Genomic DNA, 22122 nt, shown 5'->3' on the forward strand with positions numbered 1-22122 from the left:
ACACCCTCCTTAGCGGCTTGCGTCCGGGGTGAAGGTCGAGAAGTCGACCAGCGTGCCCAGCATCTGCAGATAAGCGATCAGCGCATCAGCTTCGGTCAGATCGGACTGACCATCGAAGTTACGCACGTTGACCTTGTCACCATAACGTTCCAGCAGACCGTCATAGTCGCTGTCCGGATCGGCCTGTGCCCGGAAATCCGCCACGGCGTTTTCCAGCATCTCGTCGGTGTACGGTGTCCCGACCAGAGCATTAGCTGCCATGATGTCCCCGATATACTTACCGTCGATCTTGCGATGCTCGAGGAAGCCATATTTCGGCATCACCGATTCAGGCACCACTGACTGAGGATCACGCAGGTGATCCATCTGCCACTGATCCGAATACCGGCCTCCAACTCGCGCCAGGTCGGGCCCGGTGCGCTTGGAACCCCACTGGAACGGGTGGTCATACATCGACTCGGCCGCCAGCGAGTAGTGACCGTAGCGTTCGACCTCATCCCGCATCGGGCGGATCATCTGGCTGTGGCAGGTGTAGCAGCCTTCGCGGATGTAGATCTCACGTCCCGCCATTTCGAGAGGGGTGTAAGGGCGCATGCCCTCCACCTTCTCGATGGTGTTCTCAAGGTAGAACAGGGGTGCGATCTGAACGATGCCACCGATGGTCACGACCAGAAAGCTGAACACCAGCAGGAGGGTCGCGTTGGTCTCGAGGATCTTGTGTTTGTCGAGAATTGCCATTGCTCCGGCCCTCCTTATTCAGCCGGGACTGCGACGGTCAGGCTGGCCTCTTTGGCCGGTGCCTTCCGTACAGTCATCCACAGGTTGTAGCACATGATCAGGGCACCGGCGACGAACATGACGCCACCCATTGCACGCACCACATACATCGGGAACTTGGCCGCCACGGTGTCGGCGAACGAGTTCACGAGGAAGCCGTTGGCATCCACTTCGCGCCACATCAGGCCTTCCATGATACCGGTCACCCACATCGACGCGGCGTAAAGCACGATACCGATAGTGGCGAGCCAGAAGTGCCAGCTGACCATCTGCAGCGAGTACAGACGCTCGCGCTTCCACAGGACAGGTACCAGGAAGTACAGCGCACCAAAGGTGATCATGCCGTTCCAGCCCAGCGCGCCCGAGTGCACGTGGCCAATGGTCCAGTCAGTATAGTGGCTCAACGAGTTCACGGCGCGGATCGACATCATCGGACCCTCAAAGGTGGACATGCCGTAGAACCCGACCGAGATCACCATCATGCGGATCACCGGGTCGGTACGCAGCTTGTCCCAAGCGCCCGACAGAGTCATCAGGCCGTTGATCATGCCACCCCAGGACGGCATCCACAGGATCACCGAGAACACCATGCCCAGCGTCGAGGCCCAGTCAGGCAGCGCGGTATAGTGCAGGTGGTGCGGTCCGGCCCAGATATACAGGAAGATCAGCGCCCAGAAGTGGATGATCGACAGTTTGTACGAGAACACCGGACGTTCAGCCTGTTTCGGGATGAAATAGTACATCATGCCCAGGAAGCCCGCGGTCAGGAAGAAGCCCACGGCATTGTGGCCGTACCACCACTGAATCATGGCGTCTTGCACGCCCGACCAGACAATGACCGATTTCGACCCCCAGACACTGACCGGGATGGTCATGTTGTTGACCAGGTGCAGCATGGCAACGGTGACGATAAAGGCCAGGTAGAACCAGTTGGCCACATAGATGTGAGGCTCTTTTCTTTTGACGATCGTGCCGAGGTACACGGCCAGGTAGGCCACCCAGACAATGGTCAGCCACAGATCGACATACCATTCGGGTTCCGCGTATTCCTTGGACTGGGTTCCACCCAGAACATAACCGGTCGCCGCCAGGACGATGAACAGCTGATAACCCCAGAACACGAACCACGCCAGGTTACCGCCCCAAAGACGCGCGGCGCTGGTGCGCTGAACAACGTAGAACGACGTCGCGATAAGCGCGTTGCCACCAAAGGCGAAAATCACCGCCGATGTGTGCAGCGGCCGAAGCCGGCCGAAGTTGGCGTAGCCCTGGGCCCACTCAAAGTTGAGCCCCGGAAAGGCCAGCTGGAACGCAATGAAAGTTCCGGCCAGGAACCCTACCACCCCCCAAAAGGCAGTCGCGATCACGCCATAGCGGATCACGCCATCCATGTATTCACCTGAACGGTCAACAAGAATATCTGGCTCGTCTGTGTTTCTCAGCGTCCAGATGAATAGACCACCGGCGATCAGCATCACCAGTATCGCATGCACCTGATACGCCAAATCTCGTGCATAATTGGTCCCGATCGCTGCGAACAGCACGACCAGACCAAGCACGATCAGCTTGATGTAATTTGACATATTGCGTCCCTTTGCCATGCCCCGCGCGATTCTTGGCGCCGCGCGAAACCCGTTTGACTGCGTGTTTTAATGCAGTGAGCTTGGTAAACTTGCTTTGATCTGTGTCAAGACAAACGGCTGTTTTCTGTGACAGGTGTTTCCGAAGAAGCAGGTGTAAGCCCGACCGGCGGCACCTCGAAACACGAGGACGACATGGCATACAAATCCCTCTTGACGGTCATGACAGAGACCAGATTGGCCAGCTCGGCATTAAACCAGATGATAGCTCTGGCCGAAGAGCTGGACGCCCATGCCGAAGCTCTGTGTCTTGGCGTCGACCGCAGCCAGACCGGGTATTACTACGCTGGTGCCAATGCACTTATCCTGCAAGAGACCCTGAGCCGCGCCAATGCCGAATCGGATGAGATCCAGGCTTTTGCCCAGGACGTGCTGGGTAAATCGAATGCCCGATGGTCAACGGAAAGCGGAGTGGCGCAAATCGCAGACATCGGACGGCACGTAGCGCGCCGCGCCAGTTTCTCTGACCTGGTCATCCTTCCGCGCCCCTACGGTAAGGACCGCGACGCAGAGGCGGAACCGATTGTCGAAGCCGCAATGTTCGAAGGCCACGCCCCCGTGTTGCTTGTACCTGATCAGGCGCAGCCATTGACCAAGCCTCGGACCGTTCTGATCGGTTGGAACGAAAGCCCTGAGGCGATGCGGGCAATCCGTCGCTCCCTGCCCTTCCTAAAGCAGGCCGATTTGGCGCGCATCGTCGTCATCGACCCGCCCCGACACGGGCCGGACCGCTCGGATCCCGGAGGTATGTTGTCGCAATTGCTGGCCCGTCATGGCGTGAAGTGCGAGATTGACGTACTCAGCAAGACAATGACCCGTGTTTCGGACATCCTCAACCGTCACGCTTCGGACACAGACGCCGACATGATCGTAATGGGCGCTTATGGCCATTCACGCTTTCGCGAAGCCATTCTGGGCGGTGCAACGCGAAACATGCTGGAACAATCAGACGTCCCGGTTTTCCTGGCCCATTGATTGGTCGAAATCTTTCGGCCGCGGCGTGCGGCGCATGTCGGATTCTATGCCTTGCGCACTAATCCGATAAGGAACAACAGGATCACCGCGCCGATCGTCGCGAAGATAATCGATGAAAACAACCCGCCCCCGACGGCGAAGCCCAATGCCGGAAAGATGGTCCCTGATAGAAAGGCGCCGACCACGCCGACGATGATGTTGCCGATCAGGCCGAACCCGCGCCCTTCCATGATTTTGCCCGAGAGCCAACCGGCGATCGCGCCGATAAAAATCATCGCTAATATGCTGCTGAATTCCATAACCCGCTCCTGATATTGTCTGGCAAGGACCGTTACGGTTAGCCGTTAAACTAGGAAACCGCCATCCGTGTCATCGCCCGCCTCTTCCATCAGGCGGCCCATGTCGGGGATGGTCACATGTCGCTTACCTTCGAGGGTGATGATCTGGTCCTTTTTCAAGGCAGATATCTGCCTGCTGACAGTTTCCAGTGTCAGCCCCAGGTAATCCGCCATCGCCTCACGGGTCAGCGGTAGATCGAACACAATCGGCCCGGACATGCCTTTCAGATGAATCGATGCGTCCCTGCGGGCAATGATCGACAAAAGGCTGGCGATCTTTTCACGCGCTGTCTTGCGCCCCAAAACCAGCATCCATTCGCGTGCGGCATCCAACTCATCCAGCGTCATCTGAAGCAGGCGGTGCGCAATATGAGGCGTCTTGCCCATCAGCTCTTCAAAGGGCTTCTTTCTAAAACAGCACATCACCAGATCGGTGGTGGCGATCACGTCGTAGGCGGCAGATTCGCGCCCGGGGCGCCCGACGAAGTCGCTGGGCAACAAAAGACCCACCATTTGGGTGCGTCCGTCTTCCATCGTCTGCGTCAGTGATGCGATACCTGATACAACTGTGCCGACAAAATTCATCGGATCGCCAGACCAGATAATCGTCTGGCCAGCTTCGAAGCTGCGGTAATATTTAATGCCTTCAAGCTCTTCGAGCTCGTCTTTTTCGCAGTGTGCACAAACCGCCCGATGCCGGATAGGACACTCGTCGCAGGTCGTGTGCTCATACAGGGCCTTAAGTGTCATTCGCGTTTCCACTTGATCTCGGTCAAAGTATCTGAGCCCCTCCCGGTATACCCGTAACTTCATGACAACGAAACCGCAACTGGCACGGCTTGGACTTTTTGACGCGAAAGTACCGCGTTATACAAGCTATCCCACCGCCCCGCACTTCAATAACGACGTGGGGGCCGATCTTTTTGGCGACTGGATTTCCGGCATCGCGCCCGGCAGCTCTGTTTCGCTTTACATCCACGTGCCCTTCTGCCGCAGGCTGTGCTGGTTCTGTGCCTGCAGAACGCAGGGCACACAGACCGACAACCCAGTCATCGCCTACGTCGACGTTCTGAAGGCCGAGTTGGACCTGCTGGCCGCGCGTCTGCCCGAAGGTGTGAAACTGTCGCGTCTGCATTGGGGTGGCGGTACGCCTACCCTGTTGAATGCCGATCTGATGCGTGATCTGGCCGGACGCATTCTGGAAATCGTCCCCCTTGGCCCTGACGCCGAGTTTTCCGTTGAAATCGACCCGAACGAGATCGACGAAGCGCGTCTGGACGCACTGGCAGAGGCCGGGATGAACCGCGCCTCGATTGGGGTGCAGGATTTCGATGAAGAAATCCAAAAGACCATCGGACGCATTCAAGGCTATGATATCACCCGCGATGCCGTCGACATGATCCGTGCGCGCGGCATTACCAGCCTGAATGCTGACATTCTCTACGGCCTACCGCACCAGACAAAAGCGCGCATGACCGAGAGCGTGCAAAAACTACTGTCATTGTCCCCGGATCGCGTCGCGCTCTACGGATATGCGCATGTGCCGTGGATGGCCAAACGTCAGCAACTGATCCCGTCGGATGCCTTGCCCACGCCAGAACAACGGCTGGAGCTGTTTGATACCGCACGGCGTCTGTTCCTGTGGGACAATTATGCCGAGATCGGCATTGACCACTTTGCGACACAGGATGACGGCCTGACCCACGCACTACGCGCCGGACGGCTAAAGCGGAATTTCCAGGGTTATACCGATGATCAGGCTGATATTCTGATCGGTGTAGGCGCCAGTTCAATCTCACGCTTCCCGCAAGGCTATGCGCAAAACGCACCCGCTACGTCGGCTCACACAAAAGCAATCCGTGCAGGACAGTTCTCGACAACGCGGGGGCACCTGTTCAAGGGGCAGGACATCGTGCGCGCACGCCTGATCGAGGCGTTGATGTGCGATTTTCGGATCGACACGGCCGAGATACTGCGCGACCACGACATCTCGAGTTCAGAATTGAAGCAGATGTACACCGATGCGAACGCCGCGTTCGAGGGATTGCTGCAGGTCGATGAAACAGGCCTGTTCATACCGCCCGAAGCGCGCGCGCTGACCCGCATGATTGCAGGCAGCTTTGACGCTTACGACCTGAGCAAAGCCGGACACAGCTCTGCGATCTGAGACCAGTTCGGCGGACCGATATTCGGCCCGCCCGATTCAATACGGCACGGGGGCTTGACGCACGCCTTCGGTTTTCTCCAAACTCAAGGAGTGGAGAGGCCGCCTCTTCACACCCTGAGGCAGGCGAATTCGCAGACAGTTCTTGCCGGCGCGAACGCGTTCGACAGCCCTTTTCGTGCAGCTATTCTGCAACCTGCAAGAGGGACAGCACCTATGCGCGTTTTCACCGTCCTCGGCCCCAGCCAATCGGGCAAATCCACTCTGGTCGAGGCCATCAGCCGCCTCGACAGCCGACCCACCACATTCGATGTTTCCGGGACCGTGCATTTGCACGGTTTTTCTTACTTGGACGAGCCTTGGTGCGCGATTGATGTGGACGGAGGCGGCGACGCGTTGGCCTATGCCGGGCCTGCGATGGCGATCTCGGACGCAGCGGTCGTGGTTGTACCGCCCGACCCGGATGCGGCGGTCCTATGCGCCCCGTATCTAAGGCTGGTCGAGGAAGCGGGTATACCCTGTTTCCTGTTCATCAACCGGATGGACAACCCAAATGGCCGCATTCGCGACATCATTTCAGCGCTGCAAACTTATTGCACACATCACATCGCCCTACGTCAGGTTCCGATCCGAGAGGGCGAAACGATCATCGGTGCCGTGGATCTGATCTCGGAACGCGCGTGGAAGTATCAGGAAGGGCAACCCTCGGCTCTGATCGAACTGCCGCAATCGGCCGAAGACCGTGAGCAGGAGGCCCGCACCGAGTTGCTCGAAACGCTGTCGGATTTCGATGACCATTTGTTGGAGCAGCTGATCGAGGACAAGCAGCCACCCAGCGAAGAGATTTATGGTCTGGCGGCGCAAGTACTGCAGAACCATCAGTTAATCCCGGCCTGCCTCGGTGCGGCGAGCCACGGAAACGGATTAACTCGCCTTATGAAGGCCCTGCGACACGAGGCGCCCGAGTTTGATATCGCAGCCGGCCGCGACGAAGCCGCAGAAGACGCGCGCGCCATTGCCGGCTTTGCGGATGTCAAAAAACACATCGGCAAGATCATTGTCCTGCGTGGCCTGGGCGACGGCGTCAAAGCGCACGAAGCCTTGGGCGGTGAGACCGTCGGCAATCTGACAACGCTCGACGCCAAGACTCAGATCAGCGTTCTTGAAGCCGGGCAAATCGGGCTGGCGGTGAAATCCGACCACTTGAACCCCGGTTACTTGTACGACAGCACTTCGGCAACGCCGCTTCCGGAATGGGCGGCCTCACACCCCATAGCTCATCGTCAGGTCGTGTCGCCCGCACACGAACGGGACGACGTTCGCTTGTCCAACGCGCTGACGCGTCTAGTCGAGATCGACCCGGGCCTTCATCTGGAACATGATGAGCTGAGCGGCCACGCGATCCTGGGCTCGCAAGGGCCCCAGCATATGCGTCGTGTCACCGCAAAACTGGCCGAGGATTTCGGCATCGAAATCGAAGCTGACGCTGCCGAAACCGCCTATCGTGAGACAATCCGCTCGTCTGTCGAATATCGCCACCGCCACCGCAAGCAATCCGGCGGGGCCGGTCAGTTCGCGGATGTGGTCATCACCGTCGCGCCATTGCCGCGCGGTTCGGGTTTTCAGTTCGAGGAAGTGGTCAAGGGCGGCTCAGTGCCCAAGAATTACATTCCTTCGGTCGAGCACGGCGCAAAAGACGCACTGGTACAGGGTCCCCAAGGATTCCCGGTAGTGGACGTCAAGGTCACGCTGAGCGACGGCAAACACCACAATGTGGACAGCTCGGATTATGCCTTCCGCACCGCGGGCAAGAACGCGGTGCGCGAGGCTCTGCCCGAAGCGAAGCCGGTTGTCCTGCAACCGATCCTGAACGCGGAAATCCACCTGCCCTCGACCTTTGTAGGTGATCTGGTGCCGACGATCAGTTCATTGCAAGGGCAGGTCTTGGGGTTCGAGGGCAACCCGAACGCTTCGGGTTGGGAAATTTTCAACGCTCAGCTGCCCGCTGTAGCTCAGGACGAACTGCACCGCACCCTTGCAAGCGCCACCCGGGGCACGGGCTGGGTAAAGCTGCAATTCGATCACTATGAGGAACTGCGCGGACCGGTGCCCACGCCCACACAACGCAAGGAAATCGCCTAGACAATTTGGGCGCGCGGGCTGGCTTCAGCCCGCCGCCGCGATCAGTTCACGGGTGTATTCGGTCTGAGCGTTTTCGAACAGATCCTCTGCCTTGCCCATTTCAATCACGTCTCCGTTCCGCATTACGATGACGTTATGCGACATCGCGCGCACGACTTTGAGGTCATGACTGATGAACAGATAGGCCAGCCCATATTTCCGCTGCAGGTCGCGCAGCAGGTCGACAATCTGCACCTGTACCGTCATGTCCAGCGCGCTCGTCGGTTCGTCCAGAACCAACAATTTGGGCCGCAGCACCATCGCCCGTGCAATAGCAATACGCTGCCGCTGTCCACCTGAGAACTCATGCGGGTAACGATCCATCGCTGCCGGGTCCAGGCCAACTTCAGTCATCACTTCGGCCACAAGCTCGCGCGGGGCACGATGTGAGTCCACTTTGTGGATTGCGAGCCCTTCGGCAATGATTTGTTGGCAAGTCATGCGCGGGCTGAGGCTGCCGAATGGGTCCTGAAACACAATCTGCATGTCCTTACGCAACCGCCGCAGCTCTCGCGTTGACCAGCGGCGTACATCCTGATCGCGGAAGGTGATCCCCCCCTCGGAAGAAATTAGGCGCATTATGGCCAACGCCAAGGTCGTTTTGCCCGAGCCGCTTTCTCCCACAATACCCAGCGTCTCACCAGCGCGCACAGTCAGAGTCGCATCATTGACAGCCTTCACATAGCCAACGGTTCTTTTCAGAAACCCACGCTGGATCGGAAACCAGACTTTTAGACTGTCCGTCCGGGCCACCTCTTCGGCGTCCAAAGCGACCGGGTCGGGGTGACCAGACGGCTCAGCCGCCAACAGCTTACGCGTATAAGGGTGCTGAGGGTTGTCGAATATCTCGGTCGTCACCCCGGTTTCCACAATCTCGCCATCTTTCATGACGCAAACCCGATCCGCAATTCGGCGCACAATACCCAGATCGTGAGTGATGAACAGCATCCCCATGTTTTCGGACTTCTGCAATTCAGCCAGAAGCTCCAGAATTTGCGCCTGAATGGTTACGTCCAGAGCAGTCGTTGGCTCGTCTGCGATCAGGATGTCCGGCTTGTTGGCTAGTGCCATCGCGATCATGACGCGTTGGCGTTGCCCACCTGACAATTGATGCGGATAGCTGTCCAGACGCTCCTCCGGGTCACGGATACCCACTTTGGTCATCAATTCGACAATCCGGTCACGCGCAGCAGCACCAGCGACCCCCTGGTGCAATGCCAGCGACTCCGCCATCTGCTTCTGGATCGTGTGCAGCGGGTTGAGCGAAGTCATCGGCTCCTGAAAGATAAAACTGATATCATTGCCGCGCACGTCCATCAGGCGCTGGTCCGAGGCGCCGATCATCTCCTGCCCGTCATACTGAACCGAACCCTCGACGATCGCGCTGTCGCCAAGCAAGGACACTGTGCTGAGTGCGGTAACGGATTTACCTGACCCTGACTCGCCCACCAAGGCAACCGTTTCGCCGCGGTCGACGGTAAAGGAGACACCCTTGACCGCTGCGCTGACCTGCCCGTCCTGTCGGAACGAGACCTTGAGGTTATTCACGTCCAGCAAGCTCATGAAAAGGTCTTTCTCGGGTCGAACGCATCGCGGACGCCTTCAAAGATAAAGACCAGAAGCGATAGCATGATGGCAAAAGTGAAGAAGGCAGTGAATGCCAGCCACGGCGCCTGCAGGTTCTGCTTGGCCTGCAAGGTCAATTCTCCCAACGACGGAGCCGAAGACGGCAGGCCAAAACCCAGAAAGTCTAGACTGGCGAGCCCGCCAATTGTGCCCGTCACGATGAAGGGCATGAATGTCAGCGTCGCGACCATGGCATTGGGCAACATGTGCCGGAACATGATGGTCATGTTGCCAACACCCAGCGCTCGGGCCGCGCGCACGTATTCCAGGTTTCGCGCCCGCAGGAACTCGGCGCGCACGACGCCCACCAGACCGGTCCAACTGAACAGGATCATCAGAGCGACCAGCAACCAGAAACTTCGCCCCAGAATGGCGAACATGATGATAATCACATATAGCGACGGGGTTGCAGACCAGATTTCGATGATGCGCTGGAACACCAAATCCAGCCAGCCGCCGAAAAAGCCCTGGATGGCTCCGGCGAAGACACCGATCAGACTGGCCACACCCGTCACCATTAGCGTGAACAGGATCGACAGTCGGAAGCCGTAGATCACCCGCGCCAGAACATCGCGCTTGGTGTCATCCGTACCCAGCAGATTCTGCTTGTTCGGCGGCAGCGGTGCCGCACCGGGGCGATCTACGCTGGTGTTGAAGGAATACGGGATCAGTGGCCAGATCGCCCAGCCGCGTTCGAACCCTTCGGCCTGAAAAGTTCCGGCCTCGATCTGTTCGATGATGCCTTCGGGATCGTCGAAGCACTGTTCCAGCCCACCGCTGTCGATCAGGCACTGTACCTCAGGGTCGCGGTAAATGGCTTCGGTCTGGAAATCTCCACCAAACTCAGTCTCCGCGTAGAAGTTGAACACTGGAGTATAAAACTCCCCTCGGTACTTCACGAGGATCGGTTTGTCATTGGCGATGAACTCGGCGAACAGAGACAGACCGAACAGAACACTGAAGATAATAAGGGACCAGAACGCCCGTCCATTTCGGCGAAAATTACGCCAGCGGCGTTGATTGAGAGGGGAAAGTGCCATCTAACCCTCCCGCTTTTCGAAATCGATGCGCGGATCGACGAGGACGTACATCAGGTCGCTGATAATTCCGACGACGAGGCCCATCAGGCCAAAGATAAAGAGTGTTCCAAAGATCACTGGATAATCGCGAGCTACTGCAGCCTCGAACCCAAGACGGCCAAGGCCATCCAGCGAAAAGATAGTCTCGATAATGATCGAACCGCCAAAGAAAACACCGATGAACACCGCCGGGAAACCGGCTATCACGATCAGCATCGCATTTCGGAAGACATGGCCGTACAGTACTTTTTGCTCGCTCAGGCCCTTGGCGCGCGCCGTCATCACATATTGCTTTTTTATTTCATCCAGAAAAGAGTTCTTGGTCAGCAAAGTCAGCGTCGCAAACGCCGAGATTGTCAGCGCAATGATTGGCAAGGCTATGTGCCAGAAATAGTCCATGATCTTGCCAAACAGGCTCAAGCTGTCCCAGTAGTCCGAAGTCAGCCCCCGCAGCGGGAAAATCTGCCAATAAGAGCCACCTGCGAACAGTACCAGCAGCAGGATCGCAAACAGGAAACCGGGAATGGCATAGGCCACGATAATGGTTCCGCTGGTCCATGTGTCGAACTTAGATCCGTCCTTGACCGCCTTACGAATGCCCAACGGGATCGAAACCAGATAGGCGATCAGGGTCGACCAGAGGCCCAGCGAAATCGAAACCGGCATCTTTTCCAGCACCAGATCAATCACGCTGATCGAGCGAAAGTAGCTCTCTCCGAAATCCAGCGTCAGGTAATTGCCCATCATATCAAAGAACCGCTCGACCGGAGGTTTGTCGAAACCGAACTCTTTCTCAAGCTCTTCGATGAACTCCGGTGGAAGGCCTCGCGCACCGACATAGCGGTCATTGGCGCCGCCGGTCTGCTGCTCGATATCGCTGCCGCCACCGGCGATACCTTCGAACACGTCTCCACCGCCCTCCATCTGGGCGATGATCTGTTCAATCGGGCCGCCGGGGACGAACTGAACCAGTGTAAAGTTGACGATCATGATCCCAAGCAGGGTTGGGATGACCAGCAACAGGCGTCTTAGAATATATGCTCCCATGGGGGCGGATTACCTCAACGCGCCCGAGGACTTCAACTCGGCTTCTTTCTCAGCATTGATCCACCACAGGTCCTGGATGCCCAAATCATAGGGCGGCAGGTTTTCGGGGTATTCATACATATCCCAATAGGCGACCCAGTATTTGCCCAGATACCATGTCGGAACCATGATCCGCTTTGCACGCAGCACGCGGTCCAGCGCGCGGACATTGGCGAAAAGCTCCTCGCTTTCGGTTGCGGCGACGATGTTGTCGATCAGCGGTTCAATATCGGGGCCATGCGCGCCCGACGGGTTGAACACGGAATACGAGGCCGCCTCGGTCCCGAATTGCTGATACAGACCGGTCGATGGCTGTAGTGAAGTGGGATAGCCGCCAACGATCATGTCGAAATCCCGGTCCCTGCGGCGCAGGGTGAACTGGGCGTTGTCGACGCGGTTGTATTTCGCATCCACACCCATGGCGCGCAAGTTGTCGACGAAAGGCTGGATGATCCGGTCCAGGGTCGGCTGGTCCGACAGGAATTCAATCGACAGCACTTCGCCATTTGTGTTGCGGCGGATACCGTCGTCGCCAACCAGCCAACCGGCTTCGTCCAACAGCTTCATCGCTGCACGCAGGTTGCGGCGGTCGTTCTGGCGAGCCGGGCGAGATTCATGCGCCGTGACCGGTTCCTCGGTCAGAACCGCCGGGTCCACTGTGTCACCAAGGGCCTGCAACACCTCAAGCTCGCGCCCTTCGGGTAGGCCGGTGGCTTCCAGATGCGTGCCTTCCCAAAATGAATGCCGTTGCTGAAACAGCCCGTATTGCAGGCTTTCATTGGTCCATTCGAAGTTATAGGCAAGCTGAACCGCCTCGCGCACACGGGGGTCTTGAAACTGCGGGCGGTCGAGGTTCATGACAAAGCCCGAGGCCGTCGGCACGTTACCATCCTCAAGTTCGGCCCGAACAACAGAGCCATTTGCGATCGCGGGAAAATCGTAAGCAGTCGCCCAGCTTTTCGAATTGTTTTCCTGCCGCAGTGTGAACGTGCCGGCCTTGAATCCCTCCATCGCGGCAATCGAGTCGCTAAAATACTCGATACGGATGCTGTCGTAATTGTTGCGACCTACGTTTACGTTGACAGCATCGCCCCAATAGTCGGGGTTGCGCTTGTAAACAATGCGTCGGTTGATGTCGTAACTGTCCAAAAGATACGGAGCCGAACCAATGCCCGGCACCAGGCGGGATTTGTCCAGACGGCGGTTTTCCGGGTCCGCTTCGAACCAAGCTTTGGAAAATACCGGCGTACCGCCCACCTGCGAAATCAACGCCCGACGTGGGATGTCCGGCGCGAAATAGAACTTAACCCGATGCTCATCCAACGCCTCGGCGCGGGGGATGCGCTTGCGCACCGCATCCGCGTAGGACTTCAACCCCTGGTCCAGCAGCAGGTTATGGGAGAACACGACATCTTCGGCGGTCACGGGCGTGCCATCGGAAAACCGCGCCTCGGGGCGCATGTTGAAGATCACCCAATCCTGACTTTCCGGGTACTCCAGACTTTCCGCAAGCAGGCCGTAGTAGGACGCGGGCTCATCATAAGACGGATACAATAGGGATTCGTACTGATCCGCCGACCGCGCTCCGGCGCGACCCTGCCGCGTGAATGGGTTGAAACTGTCGAACGTACCCTGCGCGGCATAGGACAGCTCTCCACCCCGCGGCGCGTTCGGGTTTACATAGTCGAAATGGGCAAAGCCTTCGGGGTATTTCAGATCGCCAAATTCCGAGAAACCGTGGCTTTTGATGATCTTTTCTTCGGCAAACAGCTGCGTCGCTGCCAGTAGGATCAGAAACAGCCCCAGCATTGACGTATATGCCCAGCCCCTGAAATCCAATGCGCGCGCCTGTACGGTAGTTTTGCCGGATCTCATATTGCTCATCCCCTGCTTGGCCTCTGCCTTTAATCTTTTGCGTGCCAGCTAAATGACCAGCACTGTCAGGTGCAAGTTTAGAATGCGTGAACGCTTTGTGAAGATGTTGTTAGCAAAAATAAAGCCGCTGCACGGGGCAGCGGCTTTGAAATTCAGTGCGGTTGATCAAAAGATCAGTTGCCGATCGTCTGAAGATACGCAATCAGGTCGGCGCGCTCTTGCGGTTTTTTCAGACCGGCAAAGCTCATGGAGGTGCCCGAAATATAGGCGCTGGGGCGTGTCAGGAACGCATCCAGAGCTTCAGGCGTCCAGTTGCCGCCGTGCGCCTGCATCGATGCAGAATAACCAGTGAACCCTTTGGCCGAAGCGACGGGGCGATCCACAATCGCGTACAGGTAGGGGCCTGTGCCATTCGCGCCGTCTTCCAGCTTGTGGCAAGCGGTGCATTTGCGGAACACGCGCGCGCCTTTCTCAGGGTCGGCGGCGGCCAGCATATCTTCGAAGACGACTTCTTCGCCGTCAGCGCTCTCGCCCGAGCTTTCGGTTTCAATAACGTAGGCGGCTTCGGCACCATGCCCACCCACATAATAGAGGACATCACCCCCCCACTTGGCGAGAAGAAGCACCAGGAAGGTGCCAAACAGGCCGGCGGCGGCCTTGGTAACTGTCATCGTGTCGAACATTGATCGCGAGTCCATTTCAGCTGTCTGCGGGGTGTCTAAGGCTTCCCCTTGCAAGAGGCAAGGTATAGACACCGCGACTAATCGCCCAAATCAAGAACTTGTTGCACGGAAACGACCAAATGACCAAACGCATCGCATTTCAGGGAGAACCCGGCGCTTACAGCCACGAAGCCTGCCGCAATGCACGGCCCGATATGGACGCCCTGCCCTGCCGCACGTTCGAAGACGTGATCGAATCGGTGCGCTCGGGCGCGGCAGACCTGGCAATGCTTCCGGTAGAAAACACCACCTATGGGCGGGTGGCCGATATTCACAGGCTGCTGCCGCATAGCGGGCTGCACATCATCGACGAAGCTTTTGTCCGCGTGCATATCAACCTTCTGGGCGTGCCCGGCGCAACTTTGACCGACGTGACCGAGGCACATTCCCATCTCGTTCTACTCCCCCAATGCGAAGGCTTTCTGAAAGAGCACGGCATTCGAGGTCGGGTCAGCCCCGACAACGCGCGTGCGGCCCGCGAGGTGGCCGAGGTCGGGGACAAGCACTCGGCCGCGCTCGCCAGCGAGCTGGCCGGTGAAATCTATGGCCTGAATGTACTGGCACGCCACATCGAAGATCATGGCGACAATACCACCCGTTTTCTGGTCATGTCGCGCGAGGCTGACGAATCGCGTCGAGGTGAGCATGGAATGATCACCAGCTTTGTGTTTCAGGTCCGCAACATTCCTGCAGCGCTGTACAAGGCGATGGGCGGATTTGCCACCAATGGCATCAATATGACCAAGCTGGAAAGCTACATGCTAGACGGGTCGTTCACGGCCACGCAATTCTACGCGGACATCGTTGGACATCCCGATGACCGGAATGTCCAACTGGCAATGGACGAATTGGAGCATTTCACGACGAATGTCGAGATTCTGGGCGTCTATCCGGCGGCACAGCCGCGCGGTTGATGCAAAAAATCAGATCGAAAACGACTTAGACACCGATCCTTGCTGTCGTCGATACTCTCTAAAGCCCATTGCTTCGTAATAGGCCAAACCTTCTACATTGGTAGCACCGATTGTCGCGTCGATCGCAGGTAAGTTTCGATCTCGCGCGACGGCCAAAGTAGATTGGAACAAGGCGCGCCCGATACCGTTTCTCGCCGCCGTGGGACAGATATGCGTGCCGATTACGCCCCATCCGACCGGCGCACCGTAGGGATTGTTTTCAACGGCTCGCTTGAGAGATTGAAAACCCAGGATATGCCCAACCGTGTCAACGGCGATTGTACATCGAATTTGGTCGGGGTGGCGGATGTAATGGCCCATAACGAAGTCAACATCGCTGTCCTTCCGCCGTTTTCCCGCTTTGACAAGATTTTGCAGAACCGAAGAAATACCCTCGGCATCGCCATCCTCGGCCGGTCTGAGGTTCAGATCGTTCACGAGTTGCCCCCTGTTTCTGCGCCAGCCAAACTTCACACCCCGTGCAAGTGGCGTTCTTCCAGTTCCCGAGCAAAATCACCCAGGCGCTGCTGAAACTGGCGGCGGAAACGGGATTGCCCCAATTTCAGAGATTGCAGTAGCAACCGGGCCGGCAGAGTTTTTGCGGTCAACGACATATCGATGCTCAGGCGTGTCCTGCGCTGGGAAAGGGCCAGCAGCTCGATGGTTGTTGCGCCGTTCATGCCCTTGCTGCCAGCATAAAACCGGATCAAAGCGGGACGGTCGCAATCTGTCATTTCCACAGTGATATGCCGCGGCTTGCCACGTATCGTGAACACGGTTTCCCAGACAGTACCTGCACCTGGCTGAACTGGTCCGCGCGCGCGCTGCACGTCGACACCACGCCGCATTGCCATACGCTCAAACCGCTCGAAGTCGGCAACCATGTCGAACACGATGTCGATCGGAGCTTCAATATCCTCTTGTGCTGAAAACTGCATCTTGGGTTCGGGCCGTCCTTGATTTTAACTCCAGTGTTTCGTCAGTCCAATGTATCCGCAAGCCAGTGCTGCAATAAAAAATGAGCAATTGCACCTTTTCGCGCCGGCAGCAGTCTCGGGTGATCGCCAGCAAAGGCCTGCATCATCTCGGCCTTGCTGACCCACATTGCCTCTTCGATTTCCACCGGGTCGATCTGGATGTCGCGCGACAACGCCTCACCCGCACATCCGAACATAAGAGAGGCCGGAAACGGCCAGGGTTGGCTGGACAAATACCGAACAGCACCCACAGGCACACCCGCCTCTTCCATAACCTCCCGTCGCACGGCAGCCTCGAGCGTTTCGCCCGGCTCAACAAACCCTGCCAGCAACGAGAACATCCCCTCGGGCCAGCCGGGGGAACGCCCCATGAGCACAGAATTGCCGTGCGTGATAAGCATGATGACCACCGGGTCCGTGCGCGGAAAGTGCTGCCCGCCACACTCCGGACAGCTACGCTGCCACCCGCCTTGAGATATTTCGCTGCGGGCCCCGCATCGGGCGCAGAATTTATGCGTTTCGTGCCATCCGATGACGGCTTTGGCTGTCGCGGCCAGTTCCGCATCGCGCGGCGACAGGCGCGCCATGATGCGGCGCAACTCGGCAAAAACGTGACCTTCCGGCAGGTCCGGGTGCTGCTGTTCGGTGCGATCGACAAAATCACCGACGCCGGTCAAGTCCAGCCCTTCCGCCGCCCATCCGGAAATGTCCATCGCAAAAACCGGGGCGTTGCGATCTGTCTGCCCAAGGAAAATAGGAGAGGCGACCACCCCACCTGGGCCCTCACGCAACAAACCATGGTTCATTGGAACAAATGCCAGCCGATCTAGGTGTTCCCCTTGAACCAGCAGCTTGCCACGCCACAACAAAAGGCAACGCGCAGAGGGGTCTTCCTGTGCTTGTGCCAGCTGCTCTGCATCACCGCGACGTAGCGCCGCCCGATCCAGACCGGATCCGCCAAATGTCACTTGCTCCGCGTGTTTCATTCCTGCCTTCCCTGCCTGTCGGCAAAGGGCTGCCACGTCTTTGTCTTAGGCGCAACGTGTTTTCAACGCGCGGCAAAACAGCGCTGCCGTTGAAAGACCGCAAGAATGCCCCGGAATTTGCACGTATTCTACTAATTGGTGAATTCAACCGTACAACAACATCCCGAAGCTGATAGTTTGACAATTAGTACATCGCCAGACCAGAAACCGTCACCGGTCGCGCATATCCAGATTTTGGCAACAAGCGATCTTCACATGAATCTGACCGGGTTCGATTATTACGCGGATCGCTCAGACCCCCGAATAGGCTTCACGCGGACTGCCAGTCTAATCCGCCTAGCGCGCAAACAGGCCCGGCAGCAGCGCGCGCTCAGCCTTCTGTTCGACAACGGAGATTTCCTTCAGGGAACGCCGTTCGGAGATTGGGCCGCCGAAAACGTGGCGGAAGATCACCCCATAGCAAGGGCGTTCAACGCGTTGGACTACGACGCGGTGGGACTAGGGAATCATGATTTCAATTTTGGGGTTCGCCTGATTGACCGGATTGCCGACCAAATCTCGTGCCCGTTGGTCAGCAGCAACCTCAGACGCAAGTCACCTGCCCAAAACCCTCGGAAAAGCGTGGTATTGCATCGTTTCGTTCAATGGAACGGCGCCGATTTGCCAATCCGCATCGGGGTGCTGTCTGTCCTGCCCCCTCAGACCACTCAATGGGAAGCGCACCGGCTGGAGGGGAAGGTCGAGATCGATGACATTCTCGACACTGCTAAAGAAACTGCCAACGCGTTGCGTCGACAGGGCTGCGATATCATCGTCGCGCTGGCTCATTCAGGGTTGCGCGAAACGCAGGCTAATGCGGGGTTGGAAAACGCGGTCGTTCCGCTGGCCGCCTTGAACGATATCGACGCCATAATCGCCGGCCACACTCACCTGACGCTGCCGGGAAAAACGCATGCCGACATCGCTCATGTCGACAGCACCAAAGGGTTGGTGCATGGCAAACCCACGGTTATGCCAGGGTTTGCCGGTTCTCATCTGGGTGTCATCAACCTGATGCTGGAACCCGACGATGCTGAGAGCTGGCACATCGTCAAAGCCAAAGCCGAACTGCAGTCCGCCTACCCCGCCAGTCATGCCGACCCTGTGCCGGAAGATCCTGAGATGATGCGCCTGTTCGCTGCGGGACATACTGCAACCCGCATCCGCGCCGCAGAACCCGTTGGGAGCATCTCTGCCCCGGCTCACAGTTATTTCAGTTTTTGCGCCCCTGATCGCGGACTTGCGCTGCTGGCGGCCGCTCAGGCGGCTGCGGTTCGGCCAATTCTGGCAGGGACAAGCTTGGAATCCCTTCCGCTCATATCAGTTTCGGCGCCTGCCAAATTCGGCGGTCGTGCAGGGCCGAGATATTACACCGACGTCCCGGCAGGCGAGATTTCAATGCGACATGTGGCTGACATCCACATTTTTCCTAACGAAGTGCGGGCCGTGGTAGTAACGGGTGCTCAGGTCCGGGAATGGCTCGAAATGTCAGCCGGGCTGTACAATCAAGTCTTGGCGGACCAATGCGACACTTTGATAAATCCTGGTCGGGCGGGTCACAATTTTGATGTGCTGCACGGGCTGAACTATCAGATCGACCTGTCCCAGCCGCCCCGGTATGCAGCCGCCGGCGGTGTGGCCGATCTCTCCGCCTCACGCATCCGCAATCTGACATTGCAGGGCCGTCCCGTCACCGACAGCCAGAGATTTGTCGCCGCGCTGAACAATTACCGGGCAAATGGCGGCGGGAACTTTCCAATGGCCGGACAGATGCAGCCGATCAAATTGCCGACTCTGCTTATTCAGGACATTCTGCGGGATTACCTGGCCGGAAAGCTGCCGAGCGATCCTTTGGAGCGCGCGCCAAACCCGTTCAGCCTCTCCCCGCTTGGTGGAGCCAGTGCCATGCTGGAGACCGGCCCAGGTGCCGAGGCGCATCTTGACGAATTGTCTGCTTATACTCCTCATATACATGGCTTGAACTCTGCGGGATTTCTCCAGATTGAACTGACGCTCTGACGGGTTGTCATTTCCGCTTCACACACCTATATCCATCATCGAGAGGTTGGCGCGGGCGAGCGCCTCGCCAACCTGGTCAGGTCCGGAAGGAAGCAGCCACAACGAGCCCCGCTTGGGTCGATGTCCAACCTCTCACTTAGTGCCTGAAAAGGTGCTAACCTGAACCCCACAGCCGCAGGAGGGCTTTTATGATTGTAGCAATGACCCTTCGGGCAACGCGGTTCTGATCTTAGCCATCACCCCGACTGCCTGAACACATTGCCAGTGGATGCGCGCGCGCCATCCGCAAGGCTTGTTGATTCTGAACACAGGCAGACCAATGTCTCTTACCCTTTCGGACCATGGATGGTCCTCTCATTTTGCCGCGCAACACGCGGCCGACCTAAAATTGATTCCTCTCCGCGTGACAGCCGTTCACCGTGATCGGTTGATCGGACAACGTTCTGGCGTCGAAATACCATTGCTGACCGGAGATCGCCTGACGGGTGAATTTGCCGTTGGTGACTGGGTGCTTTGCGACCCGCAATACCGAGTTAAACGTTTGCTGGACCGTCGCAGCCTACTGAAACGCCGCGCTGCCGGAACCGGGGTCGACGCGCAATTGATCGCCGCCAATGTGGATGTTCTGTTCATCGTCAGTTCGTGCAACGCGGATTTCAACCTCGCCCGCTTGGAACGCTATCTCGCGCTGGCCCATCAGGCGGGATGTTTCCCAGTCATCGTATTGACCAAAGCGGATACCATCAAAGACCCAGAGCAATATGTGAACCAGGCCCAGGCCACATCTACATTTCTGACCGTCCTGCCGGTGAACGCGCTGGACGCGCAAGACGTACAGCGCGTTCTGGATTGGTGCCCGTCTGGTCAGACGGCTGCTTTGGTCGGCTCTTCCGGCGTAGGTAAAACGACACTCGCAAATGCCATGACCGGATCGCAGGACGCAACTGCCGGCATCCGCGAGGACGATGCGCGCGGTCGGCACACAACGACCGCAAGAGCCCTGCACCGAATGAAAAACGGTGGATGGCTTATCGATACCCCGGGAATGCGCGCTCTGCGGTTACTGGACGCCAAGGAAGGTGTGAACGAGGTCTTTGCAGACATCGTTGAGCTGGCCCAGGAGTGCCGCTTCTCTGATTGCAGACACCACAGCGAACCGGGCTGCGCTGTCCTGTGCGCAATTAATAAAGGTGCTCTGAATCCTGACCGGCTGGACCGGTGGCGCAAACTGCGGCGAGAGGACATGCGTAATTCCGAATCCGTGGCGCAAGCCCGTGCGCGCGATAAAGTATTCGGAAAAATGGTGCGGAGTGTGACACGCGGAAAGTCTTCACGCACCGAATTCTGACAGGAGGGGGCGCCAGGTCTTGGCGTCCCTCACCTTTCGATCAAACGGGGCCAGACTGTCGCGTTTTTACGTGAAAAAACACCGATATGGCCAATACCGCTCAGTCCAAAGTTTTGAGGGTCAATCAGATTACGTTTCGCGTCCGGTCCGTATAGATCGGCCAGTCTCCAAACCGCATCAGGTGGAACCATTTGATCGTCAGTGAACGCGAATAGGTCAACCGATCCGCTAGCCCGAGACCAATCTGCCATCGGTAGGCTGGTACCAACCTCAGGCACATAGCTTTCTGGTGAGGTGCACCACTTGCGCCATTGCCAGTAGACCTGAGGAGGCAAGTCTGAACCGAAGCCAAGCGCCCTACCTGGCAAATATCCCATCATACGTACGACCAAAGGCGCGTGGCCGTACCAGAACAATCCGGCAAGCCCGCGGTAAGGCCACGGATGGTCCGACAGCGTGACCAAGCCCGAACAGACACAGATCATCCGGTCGATCGCGTCTATATCCGGCTGCACGGGGCCGAGCATTCCGCCAACCGAATGACCGATTGTCCAATGCTGCGAATTTGGGAACCGTCGCCGCATCTCGGCACGGGCAGCAGGCATGTCGACCAAGGCCCAATCTGCCATTGTGACCGTTGAGTCCCTCAATCTTCCCTCAAGGGAATGGCCGAAATCCCGATAATCATATGTCAGGCAGGCCATACCTTGTTCAGCTGCAAGCCATTGGGCGAAATGCTGATAGTAGTCTCGCGGCACCCCGGTTGCGCTGTTCAGAACAACGACTGTCTGCGGTTCGGACACCGGCAGGTACAAGCGGCCCGACAGCATTGCCGCCGCCGAAGGGAACCGAATATTCTCGGTAAGAACCATTTGCCGAGCGTCTAACATCTCTTCTCCAGTCACAACTGAACCGATCAGTTTACCTCCTCAATCGGCCCTATCTGTCGTTTCGAGTCAAGGCAGGACTTGGTTGACCAAACGTCCACTTGCCGTGCCGAAGCAATGGAGCGAGCAAATGAATGTCCAATCTGCTTGACTCGGTCACACCGCAACCGCTAGCGATTGCGTGATGGTTTCCGCGCCCTCCAACAAGGGCCGGGATGAAAAGGGAACACGGTGCGGTCCAACCCGGTTGACCCGGTACGGACTAATTCCGCGACTGCCCCCGCAACTGTAAGCGGCGAGCGATGCCAAAACACCACTGACCGAAAGGTTGGGAAGGTCGGCAAAGCAACGACCCGCAAGTCAGGAGACCTGCCATCGGAAACTAAAACCGAAACTCGGGCGGGGTGTCCGGGCAGGGTTTGGCAGCTCTGAGGCTTCCTTTCCTTATCT

Annotated in this window: 19 protein-coding genes, 1 other RNA gene and 1 riboswitch; of the genes, 7 read left to right on the top strand and 13 right to left on the bottom strand. The window is 57.8% G+C overall.

Annotation, left to right across the window (positions count from 1 at the left end; genetic code table 11):
- Positions 1 to 9: 9 nt before the first annotated feature.
- Positions 10 to 738: a cytochrome-c oxidase, cbb3-type subunit II gene (gene ccoO / locus AC2TDA_RS19365; RefSeq protein ID WP_480849357.1), complete on the bottom strand. Its 729-nt coding sequence runs from the start codon at positions 736 to 738 to the stop codon at positions 10 to 12.
- A gap of 14 nt (positions 739 to 752) precedes the next feature.
- A complete protein-coding gene (ccoN, locus tag AC2TDA_RS19370) occupies positions 753 to 2360 on the bottom strand; it encodes a cytochrome-c oxidase, cbb3-type subunit I (protein ID WP_480880380.1) in 1608 nt (535 codons plus the stop codon).
- A 192-nt stretch (positions 2361 to 2552) separates the two neighbouring features.
- On the opposite strand from ccoN, the gene AC2TDA_RS19375 reads away from it, so the two are divergent.
- Positions 2553 to 3392 (top strand): universal stress protein, encoded by an 840-nt coding sequence (locus AC2TDA_RS19375; protein WP_480880548.1) that lies wholly within the window; start codon positions 2553 to 2555, stop codon positions 3390 to 3392.
- 44 nt (positions 3393 to 3436) lie between these two features.
- On the opposite strand, the gene AC2TDA_RS19380 is transcribed toward AC2TDA_RS19375, so the two are convergent.
- Together AC2TDA_RS19380 and fnrL are read right to left on the bottom strand one after the other, a co-directional pair.
- Positions 3437 to 3691 (bottom strand): GlsB/YeaQ/YmgE family stress response membrane protein, encoded by a 255-nt coding sequence (locus AC2TDA_RS19380; RefSeq protein ID WP_480880381.1) that lies wholly within the window; start codon positions 3689 to 3691, stop codon positions 3437 to 3439.
- 45 nt (positions 3692 to 3736) lie between these two features.
- On the bottom strand, positions 3737 to 4480 hold the full coding sequence (fnrL, locus tag AC2TDA_RS19385) for a transcriptional regulator FnrL (RefSeq protein ID WP_480849361.1): 744 nt from the start codon (positions 4478 to 4480) through the stop codon (positions 3737 to 3739).
- 61 nt (positions 4481 to 4541) lie between these two features.
- On the opposite strand from fnrL, the gene hemN reads away from it, so the two are divergent.
- Positions 4542 to 5897: an oxygen-independent coproporphyrinogen III oxidase gene (hemN, locus tag AC2TDA_RS19390; protein ID WP_480880382.1), complete on the top strand. Its 1356-nt coding sequence runs from the start codon at positions 4542 to 4544 to the stop codon at positions 5895 to 5897.
- A gap of 213 nt (positions 5898 to 6110) precedes the next feature.
- Positions 6111 to 8036, top strand: a complete 1926-nt coding sequence (locus AC2TDA_RS19395) for an elongation factor G (protein ID WP_480880384.1) — start codon at positions 6111 to 6113, stop codon at positions 8034 to 8036.
- Between the two features lie 24 nt (positions 8037 to 8060).
- Here AC2TDA_RS19395 and AC2TDA_RS19400 read toward each other — a convergent pair whose 3' ends face one another.
- From AC2TDA_RS19400 to AC2TDA_RS19420, 5 genes are all read right to left on the bottom strand, one after another.
- Positions 8061 to 9638: an ABC transporter ATP-binding protein gene (locus AC2TDA_RS19400; RefSeq protein WP_480880386.1), complete on the bottom strand. Its 1578-nt coding sequence runs from the start codon at positions 9636 to 9638 to the stop codon at positions 8061 to 8063.
- A complete protein-coding gene (locus tag AC2TDA_RS19405; RefSeq protein ID WP_480880388.1) occupies positions 9635 to 10741 on the bottom strand; it encodes an ABC transporter permease in 1107 nt (368 codons plus the stop codon). Before AC2TDA_RS19405 ends, AC2TDA_RS19400 begins: the two co-directional genes overlap by 4 nt.
- Positions 10742 to 11827, bottom strand: coding sequence for a microcin C ABC transporter permease YejB (locus tag AC2TDA_RS19410; RefSeq protein ID WP_480880390.1), 1086 nt, complete (start codon positions 11825 to 11827; stop codon positions 10742 to 10744).
- Between the two features lie 9 nt (positions 11828 to 11836).
- Entirely contained in the window at positions 11837 to 13750 is a 1914-nt protein-coding gene (locus AC2TDA_RS19415) for an extracellular solute-binding protein (protein ID WP_480880392.1), read from the bottom strand.
- Between the two features lie 164 nt (positions 13751 to 13914).
- Positions 13915 to 14424: a c-type cytochrome gene (locus tag AC2TDA_RS19420; protein ID WP_480849640.1), complete on the bottom strand. Its 510-nt coding sequence runs from the start codon at positions 14422 to 14424 to the stop codon at positions 13915 to 13917.
- A 119-nt stretch (positions 14425 to 14543) separates the two neighbouring features.
- Here AC2TDA_RS19420 and AC2TDA_RS19425 point away from each other — a divergent pair, with 119 nt between their 5' ends.
- Positions 14544 to 15377 carry a prephenate dehydratase gene (locus tag AC2TDA_RS19425; RefSeq protein ID WP_480849372.1) on the top strand — a complete coding sequence of 278 codons (834 nt, stop codon included), beginning with the start codon at positions 14544 to 14546 and terminating at the stop codon, positions 15375 to 15377.
- A 9-nt stretch (positions 15378 to 15386) separates the two neighbouring features.
- Here the strand turns inward: AC2TDA_RS19425 and AC2TDA_RS19430 are convergent, their stop codons facing one another.
- The 3 genes from AC2TDA_RS19430 to nudC are packed head-to-tail and all read right to left on the bottom strand — an operon-like array spanning position 15387 to position 17379.
- On the bottom strand, positions 15387 to 15854 hold the full coding sequence (locus tag AC2TDA_RS19430; RefSeq protein WP_480880393.1) for an N-acetyltransferase family protein: 468 nt from the start codon (positions 15852 to 15854) through the stop codon (positions 15387 to 15389).
- Positions 15855 to 15886: 32 nt separating this feature from the next.
- Positions 15887 to 16354, bottom strand: a complete 468-nt coding sequence (locus AC2TDA_RS19435) for an SRPBCC family protein (protein ID WP_480849375.1) — start codon at positions 16352 to 16354, stop codon at positions 15887 to 15889.
- Between the two features lie 41 nt (positions 16355 to 16395).
- Positions 16396 to 17379 (bottom strand): NAD(+) diphosphatase, encoded by a 984-nt coding sequence (gene nudC, locus AC2TDA_RS19440; RefSeq protein ID WP_480880395.1) that lies wholly within the window; start codon positions 17377 to 17379, stop codon positions 16396 to 16398.
- A 138-nt stretch (positions 17380 to 17517) separates the two neighbouring features.
- On the opposite strand from nudC, the gene AC2TDA_RS19445 reads away from it, so the two are divergent.
- The 3 genes from AC2TDA_RS19445 to rsgA all read left to right on the top strand — a co-directional run bounded on the left by AC2TDA_RS19445 (position 17518) and on the right by rsgA (position 20785).
- Positions 17518 to 19437 carry a bifunctional 2',3'-cyclic-nucleotide 2'-phosphodiesterase/3'-nucleotidase gene (locus AC2TDA_RS19445; RefSeq protein WP_480880396.1) on the top strand — a complete coding sequence of 640 codons (1920 nt, stop codon included), beginning with the start codon at positions 17518 to 17520 and terminating at the stop codon, positions 19435 to 19437.
- 39 nt (positions 19438 to 19476) lie between these two features.
- Positions 19477 to 19575: signal recognition particle sRNA small type (gene ffs, locus AC2TDA_RS19450), an RNA gene on the top strand.
- Between the two features lie 181 nt (positions 19576 to 19756).
- Entirely contained in the window at positions 19757 to 20785 is a 1029-nt protein-coding gene (gene rsgA, locus AC2TDA_RS19455; protein ID WP_480880397.1) for a ribosome small subunit-dependent GTPase A, read from the top strand.
- A 29-nt stretch (positions 20786 to 20814) separates the two neighbouring features.
- Here the strand turns inward: rsgA and AC2TDA_RS19460 are convergent, their stop codons facing one another.
- Positions 20815 to 21675, bottom strand: coding sequence for an alpha/beta hydrolase family protein (locus AC2TDA_RS19460; protein ID WP_480880399.1), 861 nt, complete (start codon positions 21673 to 21675; stop codon positions 20815 to 20817).
- 165 nt (positions 21676 to 21840) lie between these two features.
- A riboswitch (cobalamin riboswitch) is annotated at positions 21841 to 22063 on the top strand.
- Positions 22064 to 22122: the final 59 nt, after the last annotated feature.

This window comes from Ruegeria sp. HKCCD6426 (assembly GCF_057221115.1).

What these genes read in the sequence shown, in the direction of transcription:
- AC2TDA_RS19415 (WP_480880392.1), bottom strand. Translation starts at nt 13,750, where the DNA reads ATGAGCAATATGAGATCCGGCAAAACTACCGTACAGGCGCGCGCATTG.
- hemN (WP_480880382.1), top strand. Translation starts at nt 4,542, where the DNA reads ATGACAACGAAACCGCAACTGGCACGGCTTGGACTTTTTGACGCGAAA.
- fnrL (WP_480849361.1), bottom strand. Translation starts at nt 4,480, where the DNA reads ATGACACTTAAGGCCCTGTATGAGCACACGACCTGCGACGAGTGTCCT.
- nudC (WP_480880395.1), bottom strand. Translation starts at nt 17,379, where the DNA reads ATGAAACACGCGGAGCAAGTGACATTTGGCGGATCCGGTCTGGATCGG.
- AC2TDA_RS19435 (WP_480849375.1), bottom strand. Translation starts at nt 16,354, where the DNA reads ATGCAGTTTTCAGCACAAGAGGATATTGAAGCTCCGATCGACATCGTG.
- ccoN (WP_480880380.1), bottom strand. Translation starts at nt 2,360, where the DNA reads ATGTCAAATTACATCAAGCTGATCGTGCTTGGTCTGGTCGTGCTGTTC.
- AC2TDA_RS19400 (WP_480880386.1), bottom strand. Translation starts at nt 9,638, where the DNA reads ATGAGCTTGCTGGACGTGAATAACCTCAAGGTCTCGTTCCGACAGGAC.
- AC2TDA_RS19425 (WP_480849372.1), top strand. Translation starts at nt 14,544, where the DNA reads ATGACCAAACGCATCGCATTTCAGGGAGAACCCGGCGCTTACAGCCAC.
- ccoO (WP_480849357.1), bottom strand. Translation starts at nt 738, where the DNA reads ATGGCAATTCTCGACAAACACAAGATCCTCGAGACCAACGCGACCCTC.
- rsgA (WP_480880397.1), top strand. Translation starts at nt 19,757, where the DNA reads ATGTCTCTTACCCTTTCGGACCATGGATGGTCCTCTCATTTTGCCGCG.
- AC2TDA_RS19405 (WP_480880388.1), bottom strand. Translation starts at nt 10,741, where the DNA reads ATGGCACTTTCCCCTCTCAATCAACGCCGCTGGCGTAATTTTCGCCGA.
- AC2TDA_RS19395 (WP_480880384.1), top strand. Translation starts at nt 6,111, where the DNA reads ATGCGCGTTTTCACCGTCCTCGGCCCCAGCCAATCGGGCAAATCCACT.
- AC2TDA_RS19410 (WP_480880390.1), bottom strand. Translation starts at nt 11,827, where the DNA reads ATGGGAGCATATATTCTAAGACGCCTGTTGCTGGTCATCCCAACCCTG.
- AC2TDA_RS19380 (WP_480880381.1), bottom strand. Translation starts at nt 3,691, where the DNA reads ATGGAATTCAGCAGCATATTAGCGATGATTTTTATCGGCGCGATCGCC.
- AC2TDA_RS19375 (WP_480880548.1), top strand. Translation starts at nt 2,553, where the DNA reads ATGGCATACAAATCCCTCTTGACGGTCATGACAGAGACCAGATTGGCC.
- AC2TDA_RS19420 (WP_480849640.1), bottom strand. Translation starts at nt 14,424, where the DNA reads ATGTTCGACACGATGACAGTTACCAAGGCCGCCGCCGGCCTGTTTGGC.
- AC2TDA_RS19460 (WP_480880399.1), bottom strand. Translation starts at nt 21,675, where the DNA reads ATGTTAGACGCTCGGCAAATGGTTCTTACCGAGAATATTCGGTTCCCT.